Origin of the sequence: Crenobacter cavernae (assembly GCF_003355495.1) — a bacterium.
Lineage (GTDB): Bacteria > Pseudomonadota > Gammaproteobacteria > Burkholderiales > Chromobacteriaceae > Crenobacter > Crenobacter cavernae.
This window is the reverse complement of sequence record NZ_CP031337.1, coordinates 2,911,586-2,935,567: the sequence shown is the minus strand read 5'-3', so window position 1 is coordinate 2,935,567 and position 23,982 is coordinate 2,911,586. Positions and strand designations below refer to the sequence as shown.

At 67.8% G+C, this 23,982-nt stretch carries 19 protein-coding genes; 4 read left to right on the top strand and 15 right to left on the bottom strand.

What is annotated here, in order from left to right:
• Positions 1-6: 6 nt before the first annotated feature.
• From rsxG to DWG20_RS14200, 8 genes are all read right to left on the bottom strand, one after another.
• Positions 7-633, bottom strand: a complete 627-nt coding sequence (gene rsxG, locus DWG20_RS14235) for an electron transport complex subunit RsxG (protein WP_115434424.1) — start codon at positions 631-633, stop codon at positions 7-9.
• Complete coding sequence (locus DWG20_RS14230; RefSeq protein WP_115434423.1) at positions 630-1,643, bottom strand: RnfABCDGE type electron transport complex subunit D; 1,014 nt, start codon at positions 1,641-1,643, stop codon at positions 630-632. The genes rsxG and DWG20_RS14230 overlap by 4 nt, the downstream gene beginning before the upstream one ends.
• Positions 1,640-3,547, bottom strand: coding sequence for an electron transport complex subunit RsxC (gene rsxC / locus DWG20_RS14225; protein ID WP_115434422.1), 1,908 nt, complete (start codon positions 3,545-3,547; stop codon positions 1,640-1,642). The genes DWG20_RS14230 and rsxC overlap by 4 nt, the downstream gene beginning before the upstream one ends.
• Positions 3,544-4,116 (bottom strand): electron transport complex subunit RsxB, encoded by a 573-nt coding sequence (gene rsxB / locus DWG20_RS14220; RefSeq protein WP_115434421.1) that lies wholly within the window; start codon positions 4,114-4,116, stop codon positions 3,544-3,546. Before rsxB ends, rsxC begins: the two co-directional genes overlap by 4 nt.
• A complete protein-coding gene (gene rsxA / locus DWG20_RS14215; RefSeq protein ID WP_115434420.1) occupies positions 4,113-4,694 on the bottom strand; it encodes an electron transport complex subunit RsxA in 582 nt (193 codons plus the stop codon). The genes rsxB and rsxA overlap by 4 nt, the downstream gene beginning before the upstream one ends.
• Positions 4,695-4,877: 183 nt before the next feature.
• On the bottom strand, positions 4,878-6,845 hold the full coding sequence (gene acs, locus DWG20_RS14210; RefSeq protein WP_115434419.1) for an acetate--CoA ligase: 1,968 nt from the start codon (positions 6,843-6,845) through the stop codon (positions 4,878-4,880).
• A gap of 52 nt (positions 6,846-6,897) precedes the next feature.
• Positions 6,898-8,562, bottom strand: a complete 1,665-nt coding sequence (locus DWG20_RS14205; protein ID WP_115434418.1) for a cation acetate symporter — start codon at positions 8,560-8,562, stop codon at positions 6,898-6,900.
• A complete protein-coding gene (locus DWG20_RS14200) occupies positions 8,559-8,867 on the bottom strand; it encodes a DUF485 domain-containing protein (protein WP_115434417.1) in 309 nt (102 codons plus the stop codon). Before DWG20_RS14200 ends, DWG20_RS14205 begins: the two co-directional genes overlap by 4 nt.
• Before the next feature lie 287 nt (positions 8,868-9,154).
• Here DWG20_RS14200 and DWG20_RS14195 point away from each other — a divergent pair, with 287 nt between their 5' ends.
• The gene (locus DWG20_RS14195; RefSeq protein ID WP_115434416.1) at positions 9,155-10,066 is read left to right on the top strand and encodes a LysR family transcriptional regulator; all 912 of its coding nucleotides are present in this window, start codon (positions 9,155-9,157) and stop codon (positions 10,064-10,066) included.
• A 90-nt stretch (positions 10,067-10,156) separates the two neighbouring features.
• Positions 10,157-11,620, top strand: coding sequence for a protein adenylyltransferase SelO (locus DWG20_RS14190; RefSeq protein ID WP_115434415.1), 1,464 nt, complete (start codon positions 10,157-10,159; stop codon positions 11,618-11,620).
• A 74-nt stretch (positions 11,621-11,694) separates the two neighbouring features.
• Here DWG20_RS14190 and DWG20_RS14185 read toward each other — a convergent pair whose 3' ends face one another.
• The 4 genes from DWG20_RS14185 to DWG20_RS14170 are packed head-to-tail and all read right to left on the bottom strand — an operon-like array spanning position 11,695 to position 14,959.
• Positions 11,695-13,038, bottom strand: coding sequence for an MATE family efflux transporter (locus DWG20_RS14185; RefSeq protein ID WP_115434414.1), 1,344 nt, complete (start codon positions 13,036-13,038; stop codon positions 11,695-11,697).
• 54 nt (positions 13,039-13,092) lie between these two features.
• Positions 13,093-13,818 (bottom strand): UDP-2,3-diacylglucosamine diphosphatase, encoded by a 726-nt coding sequence (locus tag DWG20_RS14180; protein ID WP_115434413.1) that lies wholly within the window; start codon positions 13,816-13,818, stop codon positions 13,093-13,095.
• Positions 13,819-13,863: 45 nt separating this feature from the next.
• Positions 13,864-14,355 (bottom strand): peptidylprolyl isomerase, encoded by a 492-nt coding sequence (locus tag DWG20_RS14175; protein ID WP_115434412.1) that lies wholly within the window; start codon positions 14,353-14,355, stop codon positions 13,864-13,866.
• A 25-nt stretch (positions 14,356-14,380) separates the two neighbouring features.
• Positions 14,381-14,959: a peptidylprolyl isomerase gene (locus DWG20_RS14170; RefSeq protein WP_115434411.1), complete on the bottom strand. Its 579-nt coding sequence runs from the start codon at positions 14,957-14,959 to the stop codon at positions 14,381-14,383.
• Between the two features lie 107 nt (positions 14,960-15,066).
• Between DWG20_RS14170 and DWG20_RS14165 the strand changes: the two genes are divergently transcribed.
• Positions 15,067-15,198, top strand: a complete 132-nt coding sequence (locus tag DWG20_RS14165) for a DMT family protein (RefSeq protein ID WP_245944728.1) — start codon at positions 15,067-15,069, stop codon at positions 15,196-15,198.
• Positions 15,199-15,297: 99 nt separating this feature from the next.
• Complete coding sequence (locus tag DWG20_RS14160) at positions 15,298-20,319, top strand: diguanylate cyclase (protein WP_115434410.1); 5,022 nt, start codon at positions 15,298-15,300, stop codon at positions 20,317-20,319.
• A 62-nt stretch (positions 20,320-20,381) separates the two neighbouring features.
• Here the strand turns inward: DWG20_RS14160 and DWG20_RS14155 are convergent, their stop codons facing one another.
• Genes DWG20_RS14155 through DWG20_RS14145 form a run of 3 tightly spaced genes read right to left on the bottom strand, consistent with a single transcriptional unit; the run spans position 20,382 to position 23,964 of the window.
• Positions 20,382-21,161, bottom strand: a complete 780-nt coding sequence (locus DWG20_RS14155; RefSeq protein WP_115434409.1) for an enoyl-CoA hydratase-related protein — start codon at positions 21,159-21,161, stop codon at positions 20,382-20,384.
• Positions 21,162-21,194: 33 nt separating this feature from the next.
• Positions 21,195-22,793: a carboxyl transferase domain-containing protein gene (locus DWG20_RS14150; RefSeq protein ID WP_115434408.1), complete on the bottom strand. Its 1,599-nt coding sequence runs from the start codon at positions 22,791-22,793 to the stop codon at positions 21,195-21,197.
• A gap of 1 nt (position 22,794) precedes the next feature.
• Positions 22,795-23,964: an isovaleryl-CoA dehydrogenase gene (locus tag DWG20_RS14145; RefSeq protein WP_115434407.1), complete on the bottom strand. Its 1,170-nt coding sequence runs from the start codon at positions 23,962-23,964 to the stop codon at positions 22,795-22,797.
• Positions 23,965-23,982: the final 18 nt, after the last annotated feature.

Below are 23,982 nucleotides of genomic sequence, written 5' to 3'. Positions count from 1 at the left end.
GCTTCCCTAGGGCAGGGTTTTCAGTTGCGTTTGATGGTCGCGCCAGTAGCGCGCGACGCGGCCGACCGCGCCGGTGACCGCGCGCGCCGAGACGGTCGCGCCGGCCGGCGCGTCGAAGCGCCCGCCGTCCTTCTTCACCTTCCACGCCTTGTCGCTATCGTCGCGCCGGCCGAGGAACTGGCCCGGCCACGCCGATTTGCCGCTGTCGATATAGTCGCCGAGTCCCGGCGTCTCCTTGTGCGACACGACGCGCACGCCGCTGATCGCGCCGTCGGTACTTAGACCGACCAGGAGCTCGATCCTCCCGCCGTAGCCGTTCCTCGCCGCCGCCTCGAACACGTAGCCGGTCGTCTGGCCGGCGAGCCGCGCGACGTAGACGCGCGCGCCGTCGTCGCGGCCCAGGGCTTCGGCGTCCTCTGCGCTCAGCGGGTGCGCTTCGGCGATCAGGTCGTTGTCGAAGCTGCCCGCCGGCAAGGTCTGGCCGATCAGCGCGCGGCGCGCCGCCGCCTCGTTCGCGGCGACCCGGTCGGAAGTCAGCGCGTAGGTTGCGCCGAGCAGCGCGGTGCACACGACGGCGAACGCCAGCAGCGTGAACGCGCTGCGGCGCGCCTGAGACTGCGGCGTATCGTTCATGCGCGGCCTCCCTTCTTGGCGCCGAACGCCGGCGGCCGCGTCGCCTGGTCGATGAAGGGCACGGCGATGTTCATGATCAGCACCGCGAACGCGACCGAGTCGGGGAAGCCGCCGAACACGCGGATCACATAGACCAGCACGCCGACCGAGAAGCCGAAGATCAGGCGGCCGCGCGGCGTGGTCGGGCCAGTCACCGGGTCGGTGACGATGAAGGCGGCGCCGAGCATCGTCGCGCCGGCGAAGACGTGGAACAGCGGGTTCGCGAAGTGCGCCGGGTCGACGAGCCACAAGGGCAGCGCGAGTGCGGCAACGCCGGCGAGCATGGCGAGCGGCGTCTGCCACGGGATCAGCCTTTTCCGCCACAGGAACAGCGCGCCCGCCAGATACGCGAGCGCGATCCATTCGCCGCCGGCGCCGGCGAGATGCCCGTAGACCGGCTCGGCCAACGTGTCGCCAACCGACGCGCCGAGCGTGAGCTGCGTTTTCAGGTGGTCGAGCGGCGTCGCCGACGCGATCGCGTCGACGCCCGGCGGCAGCGCGCGCGTGAAGATATAGGCGAGCTGGTCCCCGGCGCTAAGGTGTGCGCCTGCCGAGCCCCACTGCGCCATCTGCGCCGGGAAGGCGACGATCATTACCGCGAAGCCGACCATCGCCGGGTTGAACGGGTTGTTGCCGAGCCCGCCGTAGAGCTGCTTGGCGATGACTATGGCGAACAGCGTCGCGACGACGATCATCCACCACGCGCCTAGCGGCGGCATCGACAGCGCCAACAGCCACGCGGTGACGAGCGCGCTGCCGTCCTTCAGGAAAAAGCCTATAGGCTGGCCGCGCGCCTTGAGCATCGCCGCCTCGGCGGCGAGCGCGCTGATGCTCGCCAGCGCGATCTGCACCAGCATGCCGGCGCCGTAGAACCACGCGTAGAGCGCGATGCCGGGCAGCAAGGCGCCGAGCACCTTGAGCATCACCATCGACACCGTCGTCGGCCGGGCCATGAAGGGGGAGGAGGTCATCGGCGGTTCTTGTCTTTCTGTCCGGCGTCTTGCGCTTCGCGCACCGCCTTGCGCGCGGCGGCGCGTTCCATGGCGACCTGGATCGCGGCTTTCTTCGCGTCGTCCATCGTGGCGGGGCCAGCGGGTTTGACCCTGTTGGCCGAGCCCTGCTCTTGAGTATCGGCGGCCTGCTTCTCGGCTTTGCGCGCGGCGGCACGCTCCAGCGCGGCCTGGATCGCCGCTTTCTTCGCGTCGTCCATCCCGGCGGGCGCTGCGGGTTGGGTCACGTTGGCCGAGCGCTGGGTTTCGCCGGCCTGCTTCTCTGCCTTTCGGGCGGCGGCGCGCGCCATCGCGGCTTCGATCGCCGCCTTCTTTGCGTCGTCGCTCAGCGTCGGAGCAGCAACGTTGGCCGAGGTCGCATTCGCCGCGCGTTCCATCGCCGCGCGGATCGCTGCCGCCTTGGCGTCGTCGGCGGGCAGGGTGCTCTGGCTGCTAGGCGCGGCGAGGTCCTTCGCCGCGGCGCGTTCGGCCAGGCGCTGCGCCTTTTCCTCCTTGTCGCGCTCGACGCGGTACTGGCGGAATTCGTGGCGCGCACGCGCGCGGTCGGCGGCCTTCTTGTCGCGCTCGGCGCCCCAGATCTCGCCCTTGGCGAAACGGTAGTAGTCGACCAGCGGGATCTGGCTCGGGCAGACGTAGCTGCACGCGCCGCACTCGATGCAGTCGAACAGCTTCCATTCCTGCGCCTTGCCGAAGTTCTTCGCCTTGGCAAACCAGTAGAGGTCCATCGGCTGCAGCTCGGCCGGGCAGGCGCTCGCGCAGTCGCCGCAGCGGATGCACGGCATTGCCGGCGGTCGATCGGGCAGCAGCGCCGGGCTCCTGGCGATCAGGCAGTTGCTCGCCTTGGTGACGCCGGCGTCCTCGTCCGGTAGCGCGAAGCCCATCATCGGGCCGCCCATCAGTACTTCGCTGACGCCGGTGCGCCGGCCGGCGTAGTCGATCAGGAAGTTCATCGGCGTGCCGATCAGCGCCTCGACGTTGTGCGGCCGTTCGACGTCGCCGGTCAGCGTCACGATACGGCTGGTCACCGGTTCGCCGTGCTCGATCGCGCGCTCCACCGTATAGACGGTCGCGACGTTGAAGCACTGCACGCCCATGTCGGTAGAGCGCGTGCCGTGCGGCACTTCCTTGCCGGTGAGCCGCCGGATCAGCTGCTTGGCGCCGCCGCTCGGGTAGATGGTCGGTACGGTGACGACCTCGAAATGATTTCCTTTACAGGCTTCGCGCATCGCGGCGATCGCCTCGGGCTTGTTGTCCTCGATGCCGATCAGGATTTCCTTGGGCCGCATCAGCGTCGCGACGATAGTTATGCCGGCGACGACGTCGGCGGCGCGTTCGCGCATCAGCATGTCGTCGCAGCTGATGAAGGGTTCGCACTCGGCGCCGTTGATGACGAGTGTGTCGAGCGACGGTGCGGAAAGCTTGAGGTGGGTCGGGAACACCGCACCGCCGAGGCCGACCACGCCCATGTCGGCGAGGAAGGCGCGCACGTCGGCGGCGGGTAGCGCCTGCCAGTCGGCGAGCGGCTTGCGCTCGCCCCAGGCGTCGAGCCCGTCCGGCTCGATCACGACGCAGAGCTCGGCCAACCCTGACGGATGGGCGTAGGCGTGCGGCGCGATGTCTACGATCTTGCCCGAGGTCGGCGCGTGGACGGCGGCCGACAGCCGGCCGTCGGCTTCGCCGATCTTCTGGCCCTTGAGCACCTCGTCGCCGGTCTTGACGCACGGCAGCGCCGCGTTGCCGAGGCTCTGGCTCATCGGTACGAAAAGGCGCGGCGGGATAGGCGCTGTGGCAATTGGCGTGCCGGTCGACTGCGCCTTGTTCTCGGGCGGGTGGACGCCGCCGTGGAAGGCGTGGAGGACTCTCATGCGGCGCTTTCCTTGACGGGATGGATAGTGATGGCCGGATACGCCCATTTCCAGCTCTTGAGCGTCGCCTCGACAGGCTGCATCGAGATGCAGTCGACCGGGCACGGCGCGACGCACAGCTCGCAGCCGGTGCATTCGGCCTCGATGATGGTGTGCATCTGCTTGGCCGCGCCGAGGATGGCGTCGACCGGACAGGCCTGCAGGCACAGCGTGCAGCCGATACAGGTTTCCTCGTCGATGATCGCGACCGATCTGGGTTTCGGCTGCGCGGCGCCCTCGTCGAACGGCTTGTAGTCGACGCCCAAAAGCTCGGCCAACTTGCGGATGCCGTCCTCGCCGCCGGGCGGGCACTTGTTGATGTCGTCGACGCCATCGGCGATCGCTCTCGCGTACGGCCGGCAGCCCGGGTGGCCGCACTGGCCACACTGCGTCTGCGGCAGGATGGCGTCGATCTTGTCGATTAGCGGGTCGGACTCGACGCGGAACTTGACCGACGCGTAGCCGAGCACGCTGCCCAAGAGCAGCGCGAGCAAGGCCATCAGCGCGATGGCGGCAAGAAGGCTCGTCATTTCACTAGCCCCCCGAAGCCCATGAAGGCGAGGCTCATCAGGCCGGCGGTGATGAAGGCGATCGCCGGTCCCTTGAACGGGGCTGGCACGTCGGCGCCCTCGAGCCTCTCGCGCATCGCGCCGAACAGGATCAGCACCAGCGAGAAGCCTGCCGCGCTGCCGAAGCCGAACACGAGCGACTCGGCGAAGCTATGCTTCTCCTGGACGTTCAGCAGCGGCACGCCGAGCACCGCGCAGTTGGTGGTGATCAAGGGCAGGTAGATGCCGAGCACCTGGTAGAGCAAGGGGCTCGTCTTCTGGATCGCCATCTCGGTGAACTGGACGATGGCGGCGATCACGACGATGAACGACAGCGTGCGCAGGTATTCGAGGCCGAACGACGTCAACAGTTCGTTGATCAGGTGGCTGGTGCCGGCGCCGAGCGTCAGCACGAAGGCGGTCGCGGCGCCCATGCCGATCGACGCTTCCAGCTTCTTGGAAACCCCCATGAACGGGCACAGGCCGAGCACGCGCACCAGCACGACGTTGTTGACGAGGACGGCGGCGACCAGAACGAGCAGGTAATGTCCGAGATCCATGCGTTGCCGATAAGGTTGGGCAAAACGCACAATTATCTACCCGCGGCCTTGCGGCTTCAACACATGAAGGGTAGGGGCTTTACGAAAGAAGGGGCTCGGCCAAGCCCGGGAACGAAAAAAGGCCGCCCCTTGGAGGGGGCGGCCGAAGTCCCTGCGGCGGATCTCGCGAGGGAGTGAGGCGCTTTACTGCACGGGTTCCTGCAGTTGGGACAGGATCTGCGGATTCTCCAGCGTCGAGGTGTCCTGCGTGATTTCCTCGCCCTTGGCGATCGAGCGCAACAGGCGGCGCATGATCTTGCCCGAGCGCGTCTTCGGCAGGTTCTCGCCGAAGCGGATGTCGTCCGGCTGCGCGATCTTGCCGATCTCGTGCGCGACCCAGTTCTTCAGTTCCGCCGCGATCTTCTTCGCGTCCTCGCCCTCGGGGCGGCTGCCCTTGAGGACGACGAAAGCGACCACCGCCTCGCCCTTCACGTCGTGCGGCTTGCCGACGACGGCGGCCTCGGCGACCAGCGGGTTCGCGACCAGCGCCGACTCGATCTCCATCGTGCCGAGCCGGTGGCCGGACACGTTGAGCACGTCGTCGATGCGGCCCATGATCCAGAAGTAGCCGCTCTCGTCGCGGTTGGCCGAGTCGCCGGCGAGGTAGTACTGGCCGTTGAACTCGTCGGGGAAGTAGGTCTTCTTGAAGCGTTCCGCATCGTTCCAGATGGTGCGAACGAGGCTGGGGAACGGTTTCTTGATCACGAGGAAGCCGCCGCGGCCCGGCTCTACCGGCGCGCCCGATTCGTCGACGATGTCGGCCATCACGCCCGGCAAGGGCAGCGTGCAAGAGCCCGGCTTGGTCGCGACCGCGCCCGGCAGCGGCGAGATCTGGATAGCACCGGTCTCGGTCTGCCACCAGGTGTCGACGATCGGGCAGCGGCTGCCGCCGACGACCTCGTAGTACCACATCCACGCTTCGGGGTTGATCGGTTCGCCGACGGTACCGAGCAGACGCAGGCTCGACAGGTCGTACTGTTTCGGCAGGTCGCCGCCGAGCTTGATCAGCGAGCGGATCGCGGTCGGCGCGGTGTAGAAGATGGTGACCTTGTGCTTCTCGATCATCTTCCAGAAGCGCCCGGCGTCCGGGTAGGTCGGCACGCCCTCGAACACGATCTGCGTCGCGCCGTTGGCGAGCGGGCCGTAGCAGATATACGAGTGGCCGGTGATCCAGCCGACGTCGGCGGTGCACCAGAACACGTCGTTAGGCTTGTAGTCGAACACCCAGCGGAAGCTGTTGGCCACGCCCAACAGGTAACCGGCTGTGCTGTGCTGGATGCCCTTCGGTTTGCCGGTCGATCCCGACGTATAGAGGATGAACAGCGGGTCTTCGGCGTTCATCCACTCCGGTTCGCAGGTCTCGGCCTGGCCTTCTATCAGCTTGTGCCACCACACGTCGCGGCCTTCGCTCCACTCGGCGCCGGCGTTGGTGCGCTGGTAGACGATGACGCTGGTGACCGAGTCGCAACCGCCGAGCGCCAGCGCTTCGTCGACAGTCGCCTTCAGCGGCACTCTCTTGCCGCCGCGCTCTCCTTCGTTGGCGGTGATCACTGTTTTCGCGCCGGCATCCTGGATGCGGTCTTTCACCGCGCCGGCCGAGAAGCCGCCGAACACCACCGAGTGGATCGCGCCGATGCGCGCGCACGCCTGCATCGCGACGATGGCTTCGATCGACATCGGCATGTAGATCACGACGCGGTCGCCTTTTTGCACGCCGAGGCTCTTCAGGCCGTTGGCGAACTGGCACACGCGGCGGTGCAGTTCGGCGTAGGTGACGCGGGTGACTTCGCCGTCGTCGGCTTCGAAGATCAGCGCGATCTTGTTGCCGTTGAGCGCTAGGTGGCGGTCGAGGCAGTTGTACGACACGTTCAGCACGCCGTCGTCGAACCACTTGAAGAACGGCGCGTTGCTATCGTCCAGCACCCGCGAGAACGGTTTTTTCCAGGTGATCAGTTCGCGGGCCAGATCGCCCCAGAAGGAGAGGTAGTGGTCGTCGGCCTGTTCGCACAGCGCGTTGTACGCTTCCATGCCGGAGACGGCGGCCTTGTGGCGGAAGTCGTCGGCCGGCGCAAAGCTGCGGGTTTCCTTCAGGATCGATTCGAGGGTGGACATGGCATCTCCTTAGGTGGCCGCGCCCGGGGGCGCGGCCGGTTTGCTTATTGCCTTAATGCTTGGACGCGCCGGAGGCGCCGATGCCGGTCATCGAGCGCACGAACTGCGCGTCGAACTTGGCCTTCTCATCGCGGGCCTGGCGCGAGCTGTCGAGCACCGAGAACAGCCAGGTGAACACGAAGGCCAGCGTCATCGAGAAGATCGCCGGGTTCTTGTACGGGAACAGTGCCGTCTCGTTGTGCAGCACGTCAACCCATACGGTCGGGCCGACCACGATCAGCCCCACCGCGCTGGCGAGGCCGATGAAGCCGCCGAGCACCGCGCCGCGGGTGGTCAGCCCTTTCCAGAACATCGACAGGAACAGTAGCGGGAAGTTGGCCGAGGCCGCGATCGAGAACGCGAGGCCGACCATGAACGCGATGTTCTGCTTCTCGAAGATGATGCCCAGGAGGATGGCGATCACGCCGAGCGCCAGCGTGGTCAGTTTGGAGACGCGGATCTCGTCGGCCTCGTTGGCGTGGCCCTTCTTGATCACGCTGGCGTACAGGTCGTGCGACACCGCCGACGCGCCGGACAGCGTCAGGCCGGCCACCACCGCGAGGATGGTCGCGAACGCCACCGCCGAGATGAAGCCGAGGAACAGGTCGCCGCCGACCGCATCGGCCAGGTGCACCGCGACCATATTGTTGCCGCCGATGATCTTGCCCGCGTCGTCGAGGAAGGACGGGTTGGTGCCGACCAGGTAGATCGCGCCGAAGCCGATGATGAAGGTCAGGATGTAGAAGTAGCCGATGAAGCCGGTCGCGAAGAACACCGATTTGCGCGCCTCGCGGGCGTCGGCGACGGTGAAGAAGCGCATCAGGATGTGCGGCAGGCCGGCGGTACCGAACATCAGCGCGAGGCCGAGCGAGATCGCGTCGATCGGGTTGGACACCAGGCCGCCCGGCGCCATGATTTCGCTCGCCTTAGGATGGACCTCGACGGCCTTGGCGAACATGCCCTCGAAGCTGAAGCCGGCGGAATTCATCACCATAAAGGCCATGAAGCTCGCGCCCAAGAGCAGGATCACCGCCTTGATGATCTGCACCCAGGTGGTCGCCAGCATGCCGCCGAACATCACGTACATCACCATCAGCACGCCGACGATAACCACCGCCGAAGTGTAGTTCATGCCGAACAAGAGCTGGATCAGCTTGCCGGCGCCGACCATCTGCGCGATCAGGTAGAGCGCGACGACGACCAGCGTGCCGGTGGCGGCGAAGATGCGGACCGGCGCCTGCTTCAGCCGGTACGACGCGACGTCGGCGAAGGTGTACTTGCCGAGGTTGCGCAGCCGTTCGGCGACGAGGAACAGGATCACCGGCCAGCCGACCAGGAAGCCGATCGAGTAGATCAGGCCGTCGTAGCCCTTGTCGAACACCATCGCCGAGATGCCGAGGAAGGACGCCGCCGACATATAGTCGCCGGCGATCGCCAGGCCGTTCTGGAAGCCGGAGATGCCGCCGCCGGCCGCGTAAAAGTCGCTCGCCGACTTGGTACGGCGCGCCGCCCAGTAGGTGATGCCGAGCGTGAACGCGACGAAGATGAAGAACATGACGATGGCGGACCAGTTGGTCGCCGCCTGCTTGACTTCGCCTTCGATGGCGCCGGCGGCCAGCGCGAACGCCGGGACCGCTGCGAGGCCGGCTACGGCCAGGGGTGTGAACCAGCGCTTCATTGCTTGGCCTCCTCGACGATCTGTTGGTTGAGCTGGTCGAACTCGGTATTGGCCTTGCGGACATAAATGCCGGTCAACACGAAAGCGGACAGGATGATCAGCACCCCGACCGGAATGCCGACCGTCATCACGCCGCTACCGAGCGGGGTGCCGAGCGTGGCCGGGGAAAAGGCCAGCATCAGCACGAAGCCGTAGTAGATCACCAGCATGACCAGGGTCAGGGCCCAACCCAGGCTCGTTTTTTTGTGCACGAGCTCTAGAAACTTCGGGTTGGATTGCACGCGCTTCAGAACCTCTTCGTTCATTGCATCCTCCTTGGAGACGGCGGCCCATGCGGGCTCGCTGGATCCGACTGTAAGGGACGCCGAAAACGCCGTGCCAATCGCATTTTCTGATCGGCGAAATTTGTCTCGCGAATGATGCAGTGCAAAAAACTAGATTTTTCAAGGCGTTGCGCTGGTGTTTTTGCTCCATAAACCCCTTCGCCGACGCCAGTTTCGAGGGTTTTACTGGGCTCGACAAGCCGCATCAACGCTGCCAAGAATAGGGTAAATACCTACGTTATGACGCGTTTTACCGGATCGGCTCCCCCATGGAAATCTATCAACTGCGCGCCTTCGTGACCGTCGCCCAGCAGGGCCACCTGACGCAGGCGGCCGAAATCCTGCACCTGTCGCAGCCGGCGGTGACGGCGCAGATCAAGGCGGTCGAGGAGGAGGTCGGCATGCCGCTGTTCGAGCGTTCGGCCGGCGGCGTGAGGCTGACGCGCGCCGGTCAGGAATTGTTGCCGCGCGCGCAGGCCATCCTTGGCGCGGCGAGCGAGCTGTTGAGCCACGCGCGCGGGCTGAAGGGCCAGCTGTCGGGCCGCGCGCAGATCGGCGTGACGCTGACGCCCGAGCTGTTGCGCATCGGGCCGTGGGTCGCGGCGCTGACCGAGCACTACCCGCTGCTCGAATTGCGGCTGCAGCACGGCGTGACCGGCGACGTCTTGAACCTGGTGCGCAAGAAGGAACTCGACTGCGGCTTTTACCTCGGCAAGAACCCGTACGTGAACGTGCACGCGGTCAAGCTTGCCGAGCTGCCGCTGTGCGTGGTGGTGCCGGCAGGCTGGGAAAAACGCGCCGACCTGAGCCAGCCCAAGGAGCTCGGCCGGTTGCCGTGGATAGGCGTGTCGCAGTTCTCCAGCCTGTCGAAGATCACCGCCGAACTGTGGCGAGAACTGAATATTTCGCCGAAGAAGGTCGCAGAATGCGACCACTTGTCGACGATGCTCGAACTGGTCGCGTCCGGCGTCGGCGTCGCGCTCGCGCGCCGGGAGGGCGCCGAGGCGCTGGCGGCAGCCGGGCGCATCGTCATCCTGCCCGGCTACCACAAGTCGGCCGAGCTCCTGTTCGTCTACCCGGCCGAGAGAGTCGGCGATCCGCTGCTGTCGGTGCTGCTGGCCGAACTCGCGCCGGTGTGGGGGTTGTCGCCTGCGGTGCTCGCACGCGCCGGCGTAGCGTAGCCTCTTGCGACACGGGGCTCGGCCAGCCACCCCCGATAACCCCAACGCCTGCGCGTGTTCGCGCGGCGGGTGTAAGGCTACAATCGGGGCATGAAACCGCATCCCTTCGCCTCGCTGCCGCAGCGTTACGCGACGCTGCCGCCGCGCTTTTACCGCGCCGTCGAGCCGACCGCCTTGCCCGACCCCTACCTCGTCCACCTGAACGAAAGCCTCGCCCTCGAGCTCGGGCTCGACCCGGCAAGGTTGGCCGAGCCCGACGGCGTCGCGCTGTTGACCGGCTCGGCCAAGGTTGAACCCACGCCGCTCGCCACCGTCTACAGCGGCCACCAGTTCGGCGTGTGGGCCGGCCAGCTCGGCGACGGCCGCGCGCTGATGTTCGGCGAATGGCGCGACCTCGAGGGCCGCGACTGGGAGATCCAGATCAAGGGCGCCGGGTTGACGCCGTTCTCGCGCATGGGCGACGGGCGCGCGGTGTTGAGATCCAGCCTCCGCGAATACCTGTGCTCGGAGGCGATGGCCGGCCTTAACATCCCGACCACGCGCGCGCTGGCGGTGACCGGTTCGAATTCCCCCGTTTACCGCGAAACGGTAGAGACCGCCGCCGTCGTCACCCGCGTCTCCGAGAGCTTCCTGCGTTTCGGCCACTTCGAGCACTGCTACCACCGCGGCGACGAGGACGGCGTGCGCGAGCTGGCCGACTTCACGATCCGCCATCACTACCCTCAGCTACAAGGCTCGGCCAACCCCTACGCCGCGCTGATCGACGCGGTGATCGCCCGAACAGCGAGCCTCTTGGCCGACTGGCAGGCGGTAGGCTTCTGCCATGGCGTGATGAACACCGACAACATGTCTATGCTCGGCCTGACGATAGACTACGGCCCGTTCGGCTTCCTCGACGCGTTCGACGCCGCGCACATCTGCAACCACTCCGACCACGCCGGCCGCTACGCCTACGGCCAGCAGCCGCAGGTCGCGCAGTGGAACCTCAACTGCCTCGCATCCGCCTTCCTGCCGCTGGTGACGGAGGCCGAACTCGTCGCGCTGCTGCGCGGCTACCAGGCGCGCTTCGAGACCGCGTACCTGGCGAAGATGCGCGCCAAGCTCGGCTTCGCCGAAGCCCGCGAAGGCGACGTCGACCTCGCCGAGAAGCTGCTGCTGTTGATGCACGCCAACCGCGTCGACTACACGATCTTCTGGCGGCGCCTGTCGGGCTTCTGCGCCGCCGAAGGCGCGCTCAACGAACCCTTGCGCGACCTGTTCCTCGACCGCGAAGGCTTCGACGCCTGGGCTGCCGTCTACCGCGAACGCCTGTCGGCCGACGCGCGGCCGGCGGCGGAGCGTGCGGCGGCGATGGATCGCGTCAACCCGAAGTACGTGCTGCGCAACCACCTGGCCGAGACTGCGATCCGCAAGGCGCGCGAAGGCGACTTCTCCGAGGTCGACCGGCTGCTGCGTTGCCTGCGCCGCCCGTTCGACGACGTGCCCGAGTTCGACGACTACGCGGCGTTTCCGCCCGACTGGGCGGGCGAGCTGTCGGTAAGCTGCTCGAGCTGAACACCGGCAACGCAGCTCGGCCAACCTCGAAAGGGTTGGCCGAGCTTTTTGGCGTGTGACGTTTGGGCGGCGCGTCAGTGCGCCGGCGCAGTGTCGCGCACGCCGTCGCGCAGCTTAGGCCAAGCCAGCGTCAGCATCAGGCTGCGCATGACCATCAGCGCGACCATCGCCGCCCACACGCCGTGGTTGCCGAACCATGCGGACAGGCCGAACAGCGCGGGCACGTAGACGGCGAAGCTCGCCATCATCGCGTTGCGGATCGTGCGCGTCGCGACCGCGCCCATGAACACGCCGTCCCAGAAGAAGGCCCAGATGCACACGAGCGGCATGATGGTGAGCCACGGCCAGAAGCGCAGCGCCTCGCGCTGCAGCGACACGTCGGCGCTCATCAGCGGCAGGTAGACCGGCGCGAGCACGGCAAGCGTTGCGGCGAGGATCGCGCTCCAAGCGAGCGACAGCCACGCTGCGCGCCTGACGGTGGCGATCAGCGCGTCGCGCGCGCCGGCGCCGATCGCGCGCGCGCCGAACACCTCGGCGGCGATCGCGAAGCCGTCGAGCAGGTTCGCGCACAGCATGAAGGCCTGCAGCAGGATCTGGTTGGCGGCCAGCTCGAGCGTGCCCATCTGCGCGCCGCGCTCGGTCATCAGCGCGAACGCGCCGGTCAACAACAGCGTGCGGATCATGATGTCGAGGTTGGCCGAGAACAGCCGCCGCCACGCGTGAGCGACGAAGGCGCGCGAGAAGGCCGCCTTCCAGCGCGGGAGCGGCATCAGGCGCAGGATCAGGAGGCCGGTGGCGACGCCGATGACGGCTTCGCTCGCGACCGTCGCCCACGCCGCGCCGGCGATGCCCCAGCCGAAACCCAGTACGAACAGGATGGCGAGCGCGGCGTTCAGCGCGTTCATCGCGATCTGCAGCAGCATCACCGTGCGCGATCTGCCGAGCCCCATCAGCCACGCGAACTGCGCGTAGCCGAGCAGCGTGAACGGAGCCGACCAGATGCGCGCGTCGAAATAGGCCTCGGCCAACGGGGTGACCTCGGCCGGCGGCGACAGCAGCTTCATCGCGACGAGGCCGATCGGCCATTGCAACAGCCATAGCGCGAGCCCGCCGGCGACGGCGGCGAGCATCGGCCTCAAGCCGGCGAGCACGACCTCGTCTTCGTCATGAGAGCCGGCCGCCTGCGCGACGAGGCCGGTGGTGGTGAAGCGCAGGAAGCTGAAGCACCAGTAGATGACGGTGAAAATGGTGGCGCCGATGCCGGCGGCGGCGATCACCGCCGGGTCGCCGAGCCGGCCGAGTACGGCGGTGTCGACCAGGCCCATCAGCGGCGTCGCCATGCCGGCGCAGGCGACCGGAATCGCGAAGCGGATCAGCGCCGGGTAGCCCGGGCTGTAGTGAAGGGTGGCGGTCGGCATGGGTAGAGGAAAACAAACGGGCCGGTCAGGGCCGGCCCGTTGAATGAAGAACGATCAGCGCAGCGGGTGGGCGGTGACGCTTTTCTCGTCGACGCGGAGATAGCCGCCGGCGCCGTCGTGCCAGTCGGCGATCACCCAGCGCTCGGCGCTGCGGCCGTCGGGCAGTCTGTGCACGTGGTGCGCCGGCCGGTGTGTGTGGCCGTGGATCAGCGTCGGCGCGTCATGCTCGGCCAACAGTTCTGCGACCGCAGCGTCGGTGACGTCGCCGATCTCGTCGAGCCCGGTCTGCTGCTTTTTCAGGTCGCTGGCGGCGCGGATCTGCGCGGCGATCGCGTGGCGCTCAGTCAGCGACTTGGCCAGCAGCGCCTGCTGCCACGCGGGGTTTCTCACCATCGCGCGAAACTGCTGGTAAGCGACGTCGTCGCGGCACAGCGCGTCGCCGTGACACAGCAAAAAACGTCGTCCGTAGAGCGTGACTTCGGTCGGCTCGGCGAGCAGCTTCGCGCCGCTATCGGCCTCGAAAACTGGCCCGAGCAAAAAGTCGCGGTTGCCGTGCATCACGTAGAGCGGCGTCTCGGCAGAGAACGCCGCCATCGCGGCGAGCATCTCGCGCTTGAACGGCGAATCGTCGTCGTCGCCGACCCAGTATTCGAACAGGTCGCCGAGGATGTAGAGCGCGTCGATCTTGCCGCGCCACGCGGCGAGCGTGTCGACGAACAGGCGGTTGAGCCCGGGGACCGCTTCGCAAAGATGCAGGTCGGAAATGAAGTGGGTAGCCATGGCGTGAAAAGGCCCGCTCGCGCGGGCCTGTGAGCGGATTCGGATTTAGACGATCTCGGCCTTCTCGATGACGACCGCCTCGACCGGCACGTCCTGGTGCATGCCCGAGCGGCCGGTCTTCACGGTCTTGATGCGGTCGACCACGTCCTGGCCTTCGGTCACGCGGCCGAACACGCAGTAGCCCCAGCCTTGCGAGGTTTCCGAGCTGAAGTCGAGGAAACTGTTGTCGACGACGTTGATGAAGAACTGCGCGGTCGCCGAGTGCGGCGCGCTGGTGCGCGCCATCGCCAGCGTGTAGGCGGCGTTCTTCAGGCCGTTGTTGGCCTCGTTCTCGATCGGATCGAGCGTCGGCTTCTGTTCCATGTCGGTGGTGAAGCCGCCGCCCTGGACCATGAAGCCGTTGATCACGCGGTGGAAGACGGTGCCGTCGTAGTGGCCCGATTTCACGTAGGCCTCGAAGTTGGCGGCGGTTTTCGGCGCCTTTTCGTGCTCCAGTTCGATCAGGATGTCGCCGAAGTTGGTGGTGAGCTTGATCATTATGGTCTCGCTAGATGGGGTTGAATCAGGGCTTGAGGGTGGCCTTTTGGATGACGATCGGTTCCAGCGGAACGTCGTCCATGCCGCCCATCGGCCCGGTGCGGGTCTTGGCGATGCGGTTCACCACGTCCATGCCGCGGGTCACCCTGCCGAATACCGCGTAGCCCCAGCCTTGGCCGGACGGCGCGCGGTGGTTGAGAAAATCGTTGTCGGCCACGTTGATGAAAAACTGGCTGGTGGCCGAATTCGGGTCGCCGGTGCGCGCCATCGCGACGGTGCCGACGGTGTTCTTCACGCCGTTGTTGGCCTCGTTCGGGATCGGCGCGCGCGTCGCCTTCTGCACGAGCTTGGCGCCCATCAGCCCCGGTTCGACGACGAAGCCGCCGCCCTGGACCATGAAGCCGTCGATCACGCGGTGGAAGGCCGTGCCGTTGTAGTGGCCGGCCTTCACGTAAGCTTCGAAGTTGGCGGCACTCTTGGGCGCGCGCTTGTCGTCGAGCGTGATGTCGATCTCGCCCTTGTTGGTGAAGAGGGTCACCACCGGCGCGGCGAAGGCGGCGGGCAGCAAGGCGATCAGGGCAAGGCCCACGAGGCGTTGGATCATCGGTCGGCTACCATCGGGCGGTTCGAAGTTTTTTATTTTACCACAGCCATGTTCAGCCTTTCCCCCGTGACCCGCGCGATCATGCTGCTGGTTGTGTTCCAAAGATCGTGCAGGAGGTGATCTCGCTGACGGTCTTCATCCCGTTCGCCGTCATATACATGAACCAGCCGTTCCGCTGGGACTATGTATGGGCGGCGATGTGCATGGTCGGCGCGGTCTACTTCATGTTCCGCGGCTGACGGGGACGGCGCGGAAGTCCCGGTAAAAAATATGCAAAAAGGGTGTTTATTTAATTTTTGTTTGCTAATGTCTTAAAGTTGAGTCACATAAACCCGGTCATGGCCGAACATTCCCGCCACTCCCCACCGTCCTCTCTCAGTCATCTCGCCACCGTCCTCGTCAGTTCGCCCGCCGCCGCGCTTCGCCGCTACGGCTGGCCCGATGGGCCATTGACGGCGCCCGACGCCCTCGCGCTGGCGCAGGCATTGCTCGCCCGGCTGACGCAGTCGTTCCCGAACGGGGCCGACGCGTTGTGCGCGGACAACCTCTGGCTCGACGCGTCAGGGATGCCGCACGTCGAGGCCGGCACACGCCAGTCGCTCGACTATCTTCCGCCCGAGCAACACGGCGTCGCGGGCGCGGCCGACGCGCGGGCCGACCTGTACGCGCTGGGCGTGCTGCTGTGCCGGCTGCTCGGCGATCCTGCGCTTTTCCCGCGCGGCGACGCGCTCGGCCGGCTCGAAGCCCGGTTTTTCGATTCGCCCGAACTGCCGGCGAACGTGCCCGAAGGCCTGCGTTTCCTCTGCGAGACGCTGGTCGCCCGTACGCCGGAGCGCCGCTACCAGACCGCCGCAGGCCTGAGGCACGACCTCGAGACCGCGCTCGGCTTTCTTGCCGCCGACGGCACTATCCCGCTGTTTCCGCTGAAGTTGCACGACTGGCCGGCGCGTATCGTGCTCGCCGGCGGCGTCTGGGCGCGCGACGCGCTATTGGCCGAGCTCGAGGATTTCGCGCGCCCGGCGCTGGCCGAGCGGCTGCGCCTCCTGGAGATGGCCGGACCGGCCGGCGTCGGCAAGAGCGCGCTGGTCGAGGCGCTGCTGGTGCGGCTGCCGGCACGCGTCGCGCGCGTGCGGCTGGTGCCCGACTGCCCGGTACGGCCGTTTCCGGTGCTGGCAGAGGCGGCCCGCAGCCTGATCCGCCGCTCGATGTCGTTGCCGGACGCAAGGTTGGCCGAGCTCGGCCAACGTCTGAATGCTTCGCTCGGCGACGCGGCCGAGGCGCTGTCGAGGGTGCTGCCCGAGCTGGCCGCCTTGATCGGCACGCGCGCCGTTGCACCCGAGCTGCCGCCCGTCGAGGCTCGCAACCGGCTCGAATGGCTGTTCGAGCGCTTCTTTCTCGCCTTCGCCACGCGCGGCGAACCGCTGGTCCTGCTGGTCGACGGCCTGCAGTGGGCCGATGCTGCATCGCTCAAGGTGCTGGCAGGCCTGGTGCGTGCCGACACGGCAAACCATCTCTTGCTGGTCGGCGTTTACCGCGACGATGCCTTGCCGGCCGACCATCCCTGGCACGCGGTGCGCGCCGCGGCCGAACGACACGGACTCGCCTGCCGGCGTTCGCGGCTCGGTGGCTTGCCGGCCGCCGCGGTCACCGCCTGGCTGGCAGAGTCGCTGGGCGGGCAGGCGGGCGAGCTGCCCGATGCGGCGGCTTGCCTGGTCGCCCGTACCGGTGGCAATCCGCTATTCATCCAGCGCCTGTTGGCGGCCAGCCTTGCCGACGGTTCGCTGGTGCGCGACGCCGATACCGGCGTCTTTTCTCTAGACCGCAACCGCATGGTGCCGGGGGCGGCGTCGCTGGACGAGTGCATCCTGAGCGGTATCGACAGCTTGGCCGAGCCGGCGGGCACGCTGCTGTCGCAGGTGGCCGCCATCGGTTTCGGGTTCGATTTGGCGTCGCTTGCCGCGCTGCTGCCACAGCAGTCGCCGGACCGCCTCGCCGTCAGACTGGCCGCGTTGGCCGAGCAGGGCTTCGTGACCGCGGTGCCGGGCGAGGCGCGCGCCTGGGCCTTCTGCGACGCGCGTGTCCACGAAGTCGCCCGCGGCCGGCTCGATGAAGCCGGCTTGGCCGCGGCGAACGCGCGGCTCGCCGACGTCGCGGCGTCGCCCTTCATGGTCGCCGATCGCTTGTGCCGTGCCACGCCGGCGCGCAACGCCGCCGAGGCCGCGCGACGTGCCCGCCTTTTCGCCGTCGCGGCCGAAGCCGCGCAGCGGATGGCGGCTTTCGACACCGCGCTTTATTACGCCGAGGCGGGGCTCGCTTGCGCGCAAGGTTGGCCGAGCGTTGACGCGGGCGGGTTGCGCCGGCTCGCCCTCTTGGCCGCGTCGGTGGCGGCGCCGCGCGAACGGGTCGACACCTTGGCCGAGGCCGCGCTCGCCGCCGCGAAAGACGCGGCCGACGAGGTCGAGATCCAGCTCGCGCGCCTGACCGCGGCGGTAGGACACGACGATCTACGCGCAGCGATCGATATCGGGCGCGCCGCGCTGGTGCGTTTCGGAGAAGTCCTGCCGGAGGGGGTCTCTCTGCCGGAACTGGCCGGGCGGCGGATGGCGCTGCTGAAGGCGTTCGGCACCTGTTTACCCGGCGCGGTGTTGTCGGCGGCACCCGCCTCCCGTAGCGACGCCGCCTGCCTGCGCCTGATCCACGGCTTGCTCGGGCCGGCCTATTTCGTCGAGCCGGCGCTGGTGACCTGGCTGTTCCTCGTCGGCGCCGAACGCAGCTTGCGGCGCGGCCCGGCGCCGGAGAGCGGCCTGTTTCTCGTCGGCGCGGCGATGGCGTTGATCCCCGAGGGCGAGAACCGTCTCGCGCAATCATTCGGCGACGCCGGGCGGTGTCTGGCAGAGCGCGACGCACCGGACTGGCTGCGCGCGCGCGTCGCCACGCTCGACGGTATTTTCCTCGCGCCGTGGCGTGCGCCACTGCCCGCCGCCGTGCCGGCGCTGAAGGCCGCGCAGGCGACGAGCCTCTCGAACGGCGACCCCGAGTACGCCGCCTATGCCGCCCACGTCGCCGGTCTCTACGCGTTTCACTCGGCGCGCGAACTCGAGGCGCTCGACGCCGAGCTCGCGAAGGTGTCCGACTCGTGCCGGCGGCTCGGCCAACGTCGTACCTTGTGGCTCAACCAGGCGCTCAGGCAGCACGTGCGCAAGCTCAGGGGCAAGAGTGCCGATGCGTGCCGGCTGCAGGGCGACGGTTTCGACGCCGACGCGTTCTTGCCGCGTGAACCGTCGGCCGACGCGCAGGCGCTCGCCTTCAACGTCCACCATTACCAGGCGCAGGCCTGCGCGATGGCCGGCCGCTTCGGCGACGCGCTCGCGCACAGTCGCGCCGCGGCGCCGTACCTCGGTGTGGTGGCCGGCTCGTACATGGGCAAGGTCTATGCGTTCTACCACGCGCTGATCCTGCTCGCACTGCAGCATGGCCGGCCGGTCGATCTCGAGGCGCGGCGCGAAATCGCCCGGCATTGGCGCAGGCTGCGGCGTGCGGCGCGGCTGTCGCCGGTGAGCTTCGCGGCGATGCAATGGCTGATCGCCGCCGAGGTGGCGCGGCTGAACGGCCGCAGCGAGCGGGTCCATCACTTCCGGCTGTATTTCCGCGCGCTCAGGCTCGCGCGCGACGCGCAGCTGTGGCAATTCGAAGCCATCGTCTGGCAGCGCACCGCCGAGGCGTTCGAGGCCGCCGGCCACTTCCCGTTGACCGAGGCGTGCGAACGCGAAGCCTACCGCGGCTATTCGCGCTGGGGCGCGCTCGGTGTATGCCGCGCGCTGCATGCACGACAGCCCGGTTGGGATGTGCCGCAGGAAGCGGCCTTCGACATCGCCGCGCTGGTCGACGCGTCGCGCCAGCTGGCGCGCGAGACGCAGCCCGAGGCGGTGCTGGCGGCGCTGGCGCGGCTGGCGCGCCAGCATGCCGGCGCGACGCGCGTGGTGGTCTATCTGCCCGACGGCGAAGGTTGGGCACGCGGTGCGCAAAGCGGCGAGGGCAGGAGCAACGCCTTGCCGGCCGACCTGCTCAAGCTGGCGCTGGAGGGCCGCGAAGAGGGGCCGTTGCACGAGTCCAGCGCCGCGTGGGGGGCAACGCCTGTAAAGGAGAGGCCGGCTACTGCGCTCCTGCTGCCGATCGCCGGCCGCGGCAATGCGCACGGCGTGCTCTACCTCGAACATGCCGACGGGAGGCAGGCGTTCCCGGCCGCGCATCGCGGCGTCGCGCGGGTATTGGCCGCCGAGGCCGCCGCGTCGCTAGACAGCGCACGGCTGTACGGCGAACTGTCGCGCGCCTACGCGACGCTGGAGCGCGTCAACCAGGAGCTCGAGGACAAGGTCGAAGCGCGCACCGCCGAACTGAAGCAGGCGCTTCAGGCGCTCGAAGCGGGCAGCAGGGAGTTGGCGACGCTGTCGCGGCTGATCCGCGACTGGCAGCTGTGCAAGGACGAAGCGGCGATCTTCGAAGCCTTGCAAAAGGCGCTGCCAACGTTGTTACCCGGCAGCGCCGGCGCGGTGTTCGATACCGAGACCGACACCCTGTTCGCCAAGTGGGGCGAGCCGGCGCGCTTTGCCGCGCTCGTCGACTGCGCCTGCTGTGGCGCGCCGGACAAGCGTTGCCCGCTGGCCGAGCGCGGGGAAGGCGAAAACAGCCGGTGCTGCGAACTTGCGGCGCAGGGCGAACGTTTCGGCAAGCTGGTGGCGGTATTCGGCAACGGCGAGCAGGCCGGGCGCGGGCAGGCCTTGTTCGACAGCGTGATCGAGCCGCTGACCTTGTCGCTCGCCAACCTGCGCCTGCGCCAACGCCTGTCCGACATGGCGCTGCGCGACGCGCTGACCGGGCTCTACAACCGCCACTATCTGGAAAACTGGCTGCCGACCGAACTCGCACGCTGCGAGCGGCTGGGCCGACCTTTGACCTTGATGGTGCTCGATATCGACCGCTTCAAGCGGTTCAACGACCGCTACGGCCACCCCGCCGGCGACGCGGTGCTGCGCGAGGTCGGTCGCTACCTGGTCGGCGCGCTGCGCGCGTACGACATGGCGTGCCGGCTCGGCGGCGAAGAATTCGTGCTGGTCTTCCCGGAAATGGGCGTCGACGTTGCGCGCGAGCGCGCCGAACAGATCCGGCGCGGGGTGAAGGCCCTGAAGGTGGCCGAGGCGGGCGGTGCGGTGCTGGGCGGGATCACCGCGTCGCTCGGCGTCGCGGTCTACCCGGAGCAGGCGGCCGACCTCAGGAGCCTGCTCGCCGAGGCCGACCGCGCCGCCTACCAGGCCAAGGCGAACGGCCGCGACAGGGTGTGCGGCAGCCTGTTGTCGGATTGAGGCTGGCGCTGCTGCCGGCGCTGTAGGGCGTCGGTGCTCGGCCAATCTCGACGTTGGCCGATTTACCGCCAGCGCGGCGCGCGTTTTTCGAGAAAGGCCGCAAGACCTTCCTGGCCCTCTTCGCCGACCCGGATGCGCGCGATGCGCCGCGCGGTGTCCTCGCGCAAGGCGTCGTCGATAGGCTGGTTGGCCGCGTCGCGGATCAGCGCCTTCGCCTCGCGCATCGCCGCCGGGCCGTTGCGAGCGAAAAGCTCGGCCAACCTTATCGCGGTCTCTTCCACCTCTAGCTCGTCGACCACCTCGTGAACGAGGCCGATCTCCTGCGCGACGCCGGCCGAGAACGCCTCGGCGCCGAGAAAGTAGCGGCGCGCCGCCGACGAGCCGATCTTCTCGAGCACGTAGGGCGCGATCACAGACGGGATCAGCCCGAGCCGCGTCTCGGACAGGCAAAAGCGCGCGGTCTGGCTCGCGACCGCCACGTCGCAGCAGGCGATGAGCCCCACGCCGCCGCCGTAGACCGCGCCGTGCGCAAGGCCGATCACCGGCTTCGGAAAGCGGTAGAGTTTGTGCATCATCTGGGCGAGCGCGCGCGCGTCGGAGAGGTTTTCTTCTTCGGTATAGGCGACGCTCCTCTGCATCCACGCGAGGTCGCCGCCGGCGCAGAAGCTCGGGCCGCGTCCGGCGAGCATCAACACCTTGACCTCGGGACGCTCGGCCAGGTCGCCGAGCGCTTCATCGAGCGCCGCGATCAGGTGGTCGTCGAAGGCGTTGTGTTTTTCCGGCCGGTTCAGCCACAGCGTCGCCAGCGGCGGTGCGGCGTTCACTTCGATGACGGTGTTCATCGTTCTTCTCCTCATTCTTAAAGGTTGGCCGAGCTACATGCGGAACACGCCGAAGCGCGTTTGCGCGATCGGCGCGTTCAGCGACACCGCGATCGCGTGCGCGAGCGTGTCGCGCGTCTTCGCCGGGTCGAGGATGCCGTCGTCCCACAGCCGCGCGGTCGCGTAGAACGGGTGGCCCTGCCGTTCGTACTGGTCGCGGATCGGCGCCTCGAACGCGGCGGTATCTTCGTCGCTCCACGCCCCCGAAAGCTGGTCGCGCTTGACCTGTGATAGCACCCGCGCCGCCTGCTCGCCGCCCATTACCGAGATGCGAGCGTTCGGCCACATCCACAGGAAACGCGGGCCGAACGCGCGGCCACACATGCCGTAGTTGCCGGCGCCGAAGCTGCCGCCGACGATCACGGTGAACTTCGGCACCTGCGCGCACGCGACCGCCGTTACCAGCTTGGCACCGTCCTTGGCGATGCCGCCCTGTTCGACCTTCTTGCCGACCATGAAGCCGGTGATGTTCTGCAGGAAGATCAAGGGAATGCCGCGCTGGCAGCACAGTTCGATGAAGTGCGCGCCCTTCAGAGCCGACTCGGAAAACAGGATGCCGTTGTTGGCGACGATGCCGACGCGCCAGCCGTCGAGGCGTGCGAAGCCGGTGACGAGCGTCGTGCCGTACAGCGCCTTGAATTCGTCGAAGTCCGAGTCGTCTGCGAGCCGCGCGATGATCTCGCGGCAGTCGAGCTGGCGGCGCGCGTCGACCGGCATCAGCCCGTACAGCTCGTCGGCCGGGTAGCGCGGCGGCTTGGGCTCGGCGCGGTCGAGCCGGCCGAGCTTCTGCCAGTTGAGCGCGGCGACGCGTGCGCGGGCGATGTCTATCGCGTGCGCGTCGTCGTCGGCCAGGTGGTCCGCCACGCCCGATAGCCGCGTGTGCACGTCGGCGCCACCCAGTTCTTCCGCCGTCACGATTTCGCCGGTCGCCGCGCGTACCAGCGGCGGGCCGCCGAGGAAGATCGTGCCCTGGTGCTTGACGATGACGGCCTCGTCGCTCATCGCCGGCACGTAGGCGCCGCCGGCGGTGCAGCTGCCCATTACCAGCGCGATCTGCGGGATGCCTTCCGAAGACAAGGTCGCCTGGTTGTAGAAGATGCGGCCGAAGTGGTCGCGGTCGGGGAAGACCTCGTCCTGCAGCGGAAGGTAGGCGCCGCCCGAGTCGACCAGGTACAGGCAGGGCAGGCGGTTCTCGCGCGCGATCTCCTGCGCCCTCAGGTGCTTCTTGACGGTGATCGGGTAGTAGGAGCCACCCTTGACGGTCGCGTCGTTGGCGACGATCACGCAGTCGACGTCCGAAACCTTGCCGATGCCGGTGATCAGCCCGGCGCCCGGCGCCTGCTCGTCGTACAAATGATGCGCGGCGAGCGGCGAGAGTTCGAGAAACGGTGTGTCCGCGTCGATCAGCCGCCGCACGCGTTCGCGCGGCAACAGCTTGCCGCGCGATTGATGCTTGTCGCGCGCCGCCGCGCCGCCGCCCTCGGCCGCGGCGGCGACTTGCTGATTCACCTCGTCGACCAGCGCCTTCATCCGGGTGAGGTTGGCCGAGGTTTCCGGACGCTCAGGTTTGTAACGCGTCGCGATGATCGCCATGTCAGCTTTCTCCCGCCATCAGCTCGCGGCCGATCAGCCAGCGGCGGATCTCGCTGGTGCCGGCGCCGATCTCGTACAGCTTGGCGTCGCGCAACAGCCGGCCGGTCGGAAACTCGTTGATGTAGCCGTTGCCGCCGAGGCACTGGATCGCTTCGAGCGCCATCTTGGTCGCATTCTCGGCCGCGTACAGGATGACGCCGGCGGCGTCCTTGCGGATCGCTCGGCCGGACACGCCAGCGTCAAGCGCTCGGCCAACTGAATAAACATAGGCGCGGCTCGCCGACAGCGTGACGTACATGTCGGCCAGCTTGCCCTGCATCAGCTGGAAGTCGCCGATGGCCTGGCCGAACTGTTCGCGCGTCGCAAGGTAGGGCAGGGCGACGTCGAGACAGGCCTGCATGATGCCGAGCGGCCCCGCCGCCAGTACCGCGCGCTCGTAGTCGAGCCCGCTCATCAGCACCTCGGCGCCGCCGCCGACCTGGCCGAGCACGTTGTCGGCCGGCACGACGCAGTCGTCGAAGAACAGCGGGTAGGTGTTAGACCCCCGCATGCCGAGCTTGTCGAGCTTGCTGCCGGCGGAAAGGCCGGCAAAGTCTTTCTCGACCAGGAAAGCGGTGATGCCCCGCGCACCGGCCGCCGGATTGGTCTTGGCGTAGACGACCAGCACGTCGGCGTCGCCGCCGTTGGTGATCCACATCTTGCTGCCGTTGAGCCTCCAGCCATCCGGGTGCTTGTCGGCGTGCAGCCTCATGCCGATTACGTCGGAGCCGGCGTTAGGCTCGCTCATCGCCAGCGCGCCGATCCAGTCGCCGCTGATCAGTCTCGGCAAGTAGCGTTTTTTCTGCGCGGCCGTGCCGCAGCGGCGGATCTGGTTCACGCACAGGTTCGAGTGAGCGCCGTAGGACAGCGCGACCGATGCGCTCGCGCGGCTGATTTCCTCCATCGCGATCATGTGTGCGAGATAGCCGAGGCCGAGGCCGCCGTATTCCTCGTCGGCCGTGATGCCGAGCACGCCCAGATCGCCGAATTTGCGCCACAGATCGGCGGGGAACAGGTTGTCGTGGTCGATGGCGGCCGCGCGCGGCGCGATCTCGCGCGCGGCGAACGTGTGCACGCTGTCGCGCAAGGCGGCGAGCGTGTCGTCCTGGATGAAGTCGGGCTGGTGGAACATGGCTGTCTCCTTGCCGTC